This window comes from Mesorhizobium kowhaii, assembly GCF_042431665.1.
GTDB lineage: Bacteria > Pseudomonadota > Alphaproteobacteria > Rhizobiales > Rhizobiaceae > Mesorhizobium > Mesorhizobium kowhaii.
This window is the reverse complement of record NZ_JBHLYT010000092.1, coordinates 1-6,722: the sequence shown is the minus strand read 5'-3', so window position 1 is coordinate 6,722 and position 6,722 is coordinate 1. Positions and strand designations below refer to the sequence as shown.

Below are 6,722 nucleotides of genomic sequence, written 5' to 3'. Positions count from 1 at the left end.
GAGGATTTTGGAACCGGCGTGGTGCAGTATCCTCTCGTCTTCTGGAAGGTGGTTGCGGTCTCGGCGCGCGATACCAACGGTCGCCGGTCCCTACGCACCTACGGCTTCCGGCTTTCCCAGAAAGATGTCGTCGATCGGTTCGGAGTGGAATTCGCGCCCGGTGAATATGCACGCTATCAAGTCGCCCTGTCAGCCATCAGCCATGAGGCCGGCGTTATTTTTGACGATGTCCTCTTGCGCGCCGATACACACGCCGCGGCATAACATGACAGTCAGCGTCGCCGAGACGGCTCGCGGTCGCACGTTGCAGTGCGCTTCGGTCCAGAAGACCGAATGTCCTTTTCACAACCCATTGCTTACAAGCCGATATTTCGCATTTTTTAATTGTGTGCAAGGATTTGTGTAATGCAAGCTAGCCTCAGGCTTTGTCACGTTCGACCAGGCACGCACCATTGGGTTGAGATGATCGGTGCTCAAAGGTAATTGCTGAGGCGCATGGCGGCGCAGTCCACCCAATGCCGAGTACGGGCGTCGTGATCGAAGTCGGCCTCCCATCCAGGGGAAGACCGAACAAGACCACGATTTGGAAGGTGGTTATCCCCACGGTACAGGGATCGATAGGAGTTTGTTGGCGACTAGGTCGATGTCTGTGTACGGGTCAGACCCGTCGGCCGGATTGAATGATTCCCGAAGGTGCGTCGCACGCTGCGTAGCAGTCCCGATATTGCCCTTGGTATCATCGTAGACTGTGGCGCTGTTTTTCGCGTAGGTCGGGTAAAAGGCAGGCTTCTTCAGTTCGGCGTAAACCTCAGTTCGGTGTATGGGTGCCAGAACGCTTTTGAAATGGAGTAGCAGCCATAGCTCGAAATTCGGCACGGATGGGACGGCCGCGAAAGGGACACGGACGCCCGCCTCATTCTTATAGCTGTTGTTGAGCGCGGACGCCCGGTCCAAAGCATTGTTGTAGGTATGGTGATCGTCGCGATCGAAAACGGCATAGACTTCGTCGAACGCCCTCCCCTCGGCGAGGAATTTGTCTAGGGCATAATTCACTACGCTGAGAGGATCCGTCCCGTAATCTGACGGCAAGATTTGCACGCGTGCGCCGCTGAGACGCCGTTCGCGTCGTATCGCATTGAAATAGTTTCTCTCGGTCTTTTCGCCCTCGCAGACAATGAGAATGCGCGGCGAGCTCTTCTTGCGGCCCTGAGTGCGGCGGAGCGATGATTCAGAACGTGCTCGTCTCTCCATAGGCTAGTCCTGCAACGGTTCCAGGATCGGTATGCCACCGTAGCGTCCGCCCAGATAGCCCTTTTCTAGGGCCTCACCCTTCCGCGGCGAAAAGTCGAGGAGCGGGAAGAAATGTGAAGCCTGCCCCTGGTCCTTTTCCGCGAACCAGATCTGGTCTCTGCGCAGGTGTTTGCTGTCGAGGAGTGAGACATCGTGAGTGGTAAAGATCAGTTGGGCGCCATGCCGGTTCTGCTGAGGATCGTTAAACATTGCGACCAGTTGCTGCACCAACAACGGATGCAGGCTTCGGTCAAGTTCGTCGACCACCAGCAATCGACCGCGCTGAAGAATGTCGAGCACCGGTCCCGCCAGGCTGAAAATAATCTGAGTCCCGGATGACTCGTCCTGGAAGTCCAAGGGATAGGTCACACCGTTGGCCAAGTGACCCAGCTGCGGCATATTGAATTCCACCTCAGATGTTTCGTGCAGGCCGCTTGCCAGATTCACCTGCAATTGCTGCCCACGTCTCTTGTCAAAGGCCAAGCTGGAAACCCCGGTGTCAGCGGCAGAGAGTAACGACACCACGCGCCGCTGGCTCCCGGAATCCTGGACATAGTTGGCGGTGAAATCGGTCCCGATCGCGCCGCCTTGGAGGGAAACCGCCATATCGTCGACGAACTTCTGGTAGAGCGGGCGCAACTGTTCGTTGTTGAGATTAACCGCCGTGGTTAGGAAGAGCACTTCCTTGCGCGTGGCGCCCTCCCACACCTTTTTCTGGCCAAGGAAATAGTCACTGTAGGTGTACCTATATTTTCCCGTCTTCTCATCGCGCTTGCGATGAAACCAGACCTGCGGCTTGGCAGTCTCGTAGACTTGGAGCCATTCCTCAATGATCGCGCGACGTGTGAACTCGAAGCCGTACTGGTACCGCACCCCATCGATTAGGAACGTCATCTCCAACAGCGTCGGATAGCTCGCGGCCTCTGGACGCAGCGCGAACGGCGACAGATTGCTCTCTTGATCCGGCTGGACTTGGTTAGAGGTTGCGACCATGAGCTGCATGAATTGAAGAGCGCGCACCACATTGGTCTTGCCGCTAGCGTTGGCTCCGAAGATGGCAACCGCGTTTACCACGCGCTTGGCCTTTTCCAGTCCGGTCTCACGCGTATGGGTGGCCTGCATCGAAGTGTCGCTGCTCGCCGTCATGCGTAGAACAGCCTCGTCCCGGAACGAACGAAAGTTCTTTATCCGAAATTCCAACAACATAGCTACGACTTTCCTGTTTAAACGTGATTATCACGCAAAACGTGCAAAAAGTAAAGATATTTCGGTTATTTATCCGATATCGCGGCACTCTCCTTCCGCGCCGCGCATTCTGCCAACGCTCCCGTATGCTGCACGAAAGCCGGAGCACCTTCACCGGCACGACATCACATACAAAAAGCGCGGCGACCTCTTCGGCGATCGCAACGAATAGATTTGCGGCTTCTTTCTGACCGCACTATCGATCGGGATTCAGACGGCGTTTAAGCCGCTCTGAAGAGGTCATTTCCCGCGGGTACATCACGGGAGAGCATGATTAGCGCGTAGCCGTCGCGTTGCAGAAGCACATGCTCGTAAAGAGGCACAGGTCGACCCTTCGAACAGGGCGGCCTGCTGGATACGCTCAAGAAGGCTCTGACGGAGCGCGCGCTGAACGCGGAGATGGACCATCATCTGGCGAGCGGCGAAGACGCTGGCAATACGCGTAACGGCTATGGCCGCAAGACGGTGACGACCGAGACCGGCAAGCTGGATATCGATGTTCCGCGCGACCGCCAGTCGAGTTTCGATCCGCAGCTGATCGCCAAGTACCAGCGCCGTTTTCCCGGATTTGATGACAAGATCGTATCGATGTACGCGCGCGGCATGAGCACCCGGGAGATCACCGGGCACCTGCGCGATCTGTACGGCATCGAAGTGTCGGCGGACCTGATCTCAACGGTGACGGACGCCGTGCTCGACGAAGTCGCCACCTGGCAGCAAAGGCCGCTCGATCCGATTTACCCGCTGGTCTTCTTCGATGCGATCCGGGTCAAGATCCGCGATGAAGGGATGGTCCGCAACAAGGCCATCCATATCGCACTGGGCGTGCGCGCCGATGGTGCAAAGGAGGTGCTGGGCCTCTGGCTCGAGCAGAATGAAGGTGCCAAGTTCTGGCTGCGGGTGATGAACGAGCTCAAGAACCGTGGCACGGAGGATATCCTTCTGGCTGTTGTCGATGGCCCGAAAGGCTTCCCGGACGCGATCACCGCAGTGTTCCCGGAGGCGATCGTCCAGACGTGCATCGTCCACCTGCTGCGCAACTCGATGGACTTCGTGTCTTGGAAAGACCGCAAGAGCCTCGCCAGCGCACTCAAGGAAATCTACCGCGCCGTCGATGCCGATGCCGCCGAAAAGGCGCTGGCGGCGTTCGAGGCCGGCCCTTGGGGCCAGCGCTATCCCGCCATCGGCCAGAGCTGGCGGCGCGCCTGGGGCGAGGTCATTCCATTCTTCGCGTTCCCTGACGACGTCCGTCGGATCATTTACACCACGGATGAGATCGACAAGCGCTATTTTGTGACGAGCCCTGGAACCTCCCCGAGTATGTTCTTTGGTTCGACCGCATCGCTGGTGTTCTTCCGTCCCGACCGCCCCATTTCACAGCCGCCGCGCGCAGGGGCAGTCAAGGCTGGCCGCGTTTTACGCGGCCACCGCAAGGCTTGGGCCTTGATCGGCCCGAGCACGGCGGCATGCTCGATCGGATCGGAGGTGCAAAGCCCCGAGGGCTGGCGCAACTGGAAATACCCGACGCAGTCAGCTATTGTCTTCGTGCGCGGGCGACCTCGTGGCGAAGCGTGGTGCATCGGCTGAAAGCGCCGCCGGGCCGCCTTATTCGAGCCTTGCCGGACTGAGGCGCCCGCGCGCCTTTTCCTTTGGCAGGCGCGGGCGCCAAGCCTCAACGAAGTGTTCGTATCCTTTCTGGGCCTGCTCGGCGACGCGCATCTCCTGGTTCCGCAGCTCCTTGACATTGTAGGCATAGGTCGGTCCGAGGCTGTTGCCCTTCTTCTGCGGCTTGCCGGCCTGCAGTTCCATGCTGCGCATCTTGTGTGCAACCAGACTGGGTCGCGCCCAGAGGTAGTCCGCCTCCTTCGTCAACATATGCCAGACGAGCACCGTCAGCTTGCGCGCCACGGCGACGGCGGCAACCTGATGGCCGCGCCGGGCCCGGATGCGGACAAAGAACGCATGGAGCGGCCCCGGCGTCTTGGCGGCCGCCCAGGCGGCTTCCACCAGCATCGCGCGGGCATGGCTGCGTCCGACCTTGCTGATCCGCCCGTGATGGGCCGCGCCGAGCCCCGACTGGCGCACGCGTGGGTTCAGGCCGAAATAGCTCACCAGTTTTTGCGGGCTGGAAAAACGGCCGATGTCACCGACAGCCGCCACTAGCCCGCCGGCCACTGCGAGATTGACGCCAGTGATTGTGAGCAGCCGTTTGATCACCGCATCATCGAGCGCGCTCTCGGCAATCTCCCGGTCAAGTACGCGGAGATCGTCACCCAGCCTGTCCAGTTCCCGGATATGGCGCTCGATTGCGGCGCGCTCGTCATCTGGCACCGGCTGACGGGTGAGCCAGGCACGACCGAGGCGCCCGAACAGGTCGGCATGGGGGCACCGCGGAATCAGGTGGGCGTAGAGGATCGAATGTACCTCGTTCTTGATCCGGGCCCGATGCCGCACGACCTGGTAGCGCCGCGCGACCAGTCTGCGCATCCGCTCCGTGGCGGCATCCGGTGTCCAGATCTCCGGCAGGTAGCCGGCTGCGTACAAGCTGGCCAGCGTGCCGGCGTCGATCTTGTCGGTCTTCACATGAGCGTGCGCGATCGCTTTGACCTGCAGCGGGTTGGCGATCACCACCCGCTTCACGAATGGCGACAGCACCCGAGAGACCGCCATGCAGTTGCCAGTGGCCTCGATGACCACCTCGTCGTCGGCCAGAAGGGTTTTGCCGAAGCCTTCCAGCGCGGTTCGCGTCATATCGACCCGGCCCACATGCCGCAGTCGACCATCTTCCCAGATCACCACCTCGCCAAAGGTGCGGTGGGTGTCGATTCCAATTACACGTCGCATTCCTGCCTCCTCTCGATCAGTCAGAGGGGAGCGGCGGGCGACACGACAACTACGGATCCGCGCTCTCAGCGCAACCGGGCGAGTCGCAGAGGCGGCCATCTACTAACACGAGCTCGCAGCTCAACGTACAAGATCGGCCTGCCCGCACCTTCGTGCTCCCGGTGCCTCTGTCCCGGATGGTCGCACCATACGCCGCGATCACGAAAACCGCAGCCGGACATCGGCACCGCCATCTTCATACCGGTTACGAACTCAATAGAGGCGTTGAACTCGAAGCTCAGGCGGGCTGTCAGGGCCAGGGGCCACTTCCCAAGCGACGATGCGGCAACCAAGTTGCTCTACCTGATCTTGAACCGATCCGAGAAAGAGTGGAAAATGCCGCCACGTGAGTGGACAATGGCCAAGGCCCAGTTCGCCGTCATCTTCGGCGAGCGCTTCATCCGGGCCATGGCGGCGTAATGTTCAACCGCCCGCCCGCACACGAAATTCCTGACAGTCCCGACGAACATCATGCGGCTGTGGCAGAGCCGGACATGGGCGACCTTCACGGTCACCGTCACGCCGTTGATCAGGACGATCTCGTGGCTCCAGTCGAACTGGTAGGCCTCGCCCGGCGCGAAGAACAGCGGCACATAGGCGTCCGCCATCGCCGACCCCTGTGCCTTCGCCCAGTTCTTCGCGTATCGACGGACGGCGTCATAGCCTCCCTCGTAGCCGAGGCTGCAAAGCTCTTCGTAAATCCGGATCTGTGTCAGCTGCTCGCGCGCCGTCTTGCCACGGTTGCCATTCAAAAACCCGTCAAGCTGATCCTGCCACGGACCGATCTTGGGCTTGGGCTGCCGCTCGCGTTCGTAGGGGAACGATGTCTCATCGGACCTGAGTATCTTGCGGACTTGTTCCGCGACACATGCAGTTCGCGGCAAATCCGCTTGAGAGACCATCCCTGCACATGGAAGGCGCGCCGAACCCGGGCAATCGTATCCACCGACTTCATCCCCACACCATCCACTCGCCACGACGAGCTGATGGTCGCAAATCAAAGCCTTCACACTTGGGCGTCCAACCTATTCATACTGACCATTATGCATAAGAGCTCTATCACCCGCTGGATCCGGCGTTGCTGAATGCTCTCGAACGCGCATGATGGCATATCCGTTTTATATGGGACGCTTCAGCACATCGCAGCTAAACAAAGAAATGCCGTTTTGCCGGCCAGGAGACCCGGGAGACTCGGGGACGGTAGTCGGCCCGGCAGGAGCGGCTGGTGAGGCGATGGGCAAGGAGTTGAAAGCCGCGTAGCCAACGCTCAACGAGGCGCGCCCGACCGGCGACGGCCATGTGGA

The 6,722-nt window shown here is 60.0% G+C and carries 4 protein-coding genes and 3 pseudogenes; 3 read left to right on the top strand and 4 right to left on the bottom strand.

Going from position 1 to position 6,722, the window contains the following annotated elements:
- A partial coding sequence (locus ACFFNA_RS35010) for a DNA/RNA non-specific endonuclease (protein ID WP_378924437.1) occupies positions 1-264 on the top strand: 264 nt, incomplete at its 5' end.
- Between the two features lie 330 nt (positions 265-594).
- On the opposite strand, the gene ACFFNA_RS35005 is transcribed toward ACFFNA_RS35010, so the two are convergent.
- A complete protein-coding gene (locus ACFFNA_RS35005) occupies positions 595-1,251 on the bottom strand; it encodes an RloB family protein (RefSeq protein ID WP_378924436.1) in 657 nt (218 codons plus the stop codon).
- A gap of 3 nt (positions 1,252-1,254) precedes the next feature.
- Complete coding sequence (locus tag ACFFNA_RS35000) at positions 1,255-2,436, bottom strand: AAA family ATPase (RefSeq protein WP_378924435.1); 1,182 nt, start codon at positions 2,434-2,436, stop codon at positions 1,255-1,257.
- A gap of 432 nt (positions 2,437-2,868) precedes the next feature.
- On the opposite strand from ACFFNA_RS35000, the pseudogene ACFFNA_RS34995 reads away from it, so the two are divergent.
- Positions 2,869-3,816 (top strand): annotated as a pseudogene (locus tag ACFFNA_RS34995) (IS256 family transposase); the annotation flags it as partial.
- 324 nt (positions 3,817-4,140) lie between these two features.
- On the opposite strand, the gene ACFFNA_RS34990 reads toward ACFFNA_RS34995, so the two are convergent.
- Entirely contained in the window at positions 4,141-5,361 is a 1,221-nt protein-coding gene (locus ACFFNA_RS34990; protein ID WP_378924438.1) for an IS110 family RNA-guided transposase, read from the bottom strand.
- Positions 5,362-5,616: 255 nt separating this feature from the next.
- Between ACFFNA_RS34990 and ACFFNA_RS34985 the strand changes: the two are divergent.
- A pseudogene (locus ACFFNA_RS34985) lies at positions 5,617-5,838 on the top strand (transposase); the annotation flags it as partial.
- 41 nt (positions 5,839-5,879) lie between these two features.
- On the opposite strand, the pseudogene ACFFNA_RS34980 reads toward ACFFNA_RS34985, so the two are convergent.
- Positions 5,880-6,373: pseudogene (locus ACFFNA_RS34980) on the bottom strand (IS21 family transposase); the annotation flags it as partial.
- Positions 6,374-6,722 lie beyond the last annotated feature (349 nt).